The sequence below is a fragment of the Neisseria sp. P0021.S007 genome (assembly GCF_051956855.1).
The window spans coordinates 1-617 of sequence record NZ_JBQCXA010000734.1 but is presented as its reverse complement, the minus strand read 5'-3'; the positions used below and the strand labels follow the sequence as shown (position 1 = coordinate 617).

Genomic DNA, 617 nt, shown 5'->3' with positions numbered 1-617 from the left:
ACCATAAACGGCATTGATTTGTCCGTTGGTACCTTCTAGTTCATTCTGATAAATCTCGCTACCCGTACCAAAAATGACGACATACTTGTCTTTACCACGACGTGATACCGCAGGCGCAGACGTAATCGGTTGATTACCCGAACCTTGGAAAATCATTTGCGCCGACCATTCAGACGGGGTTTTACCTCTCAAGTCGAAGCGGAACATATTGCCATAACGGTCGCCTGCATAGGCAATATCGACAATACCGTCAAAATCGGTGTCTACCAAAGTGGGGGTGGAGAGGCCACCTTTGCCATTCGGTGCAGGAATTTTAGCCAAGAGATTACCGGCACTAGAAACATTTTTGCCGGTATCTTGCGTACCAGCTTCTTTACCTGTCATATCATAGACATATAAAGCCGTTTCATTGTCGACACTGTTCACATCTTCAGTACGATAGCCGCTGGCCAAGAAACCCGCATAGCGCACATCAGATTTCAAATTGACCGGAGTGGTATCGCGCTTGATGGAAACACGGCCGATTTGTGTCGAACCAATGGTATAACCCAGCTTATTGTCAGAGCCTTTTTTTGTTTCAAACAAAGGCACAGTCGTATTCCAACTACTACGATCAC

The 617-nt window shown here is 46.2% G+C and carries 1 protein-coding gene; it reads right to left on the bottom strand.

Annotated elements, in window-relative coordinates; genetic code table 11:
- The coding region (locus ACTHUR_RS15660) for a PilC/PilY family type IV pilus protein (RefSeq protein ID WP_440399564.1) at positions 1-585 on the bottom strand (585 nt) is incomplete at its 3' end.
- Positions 586-617: the final 32 nt, after the last annotated feature.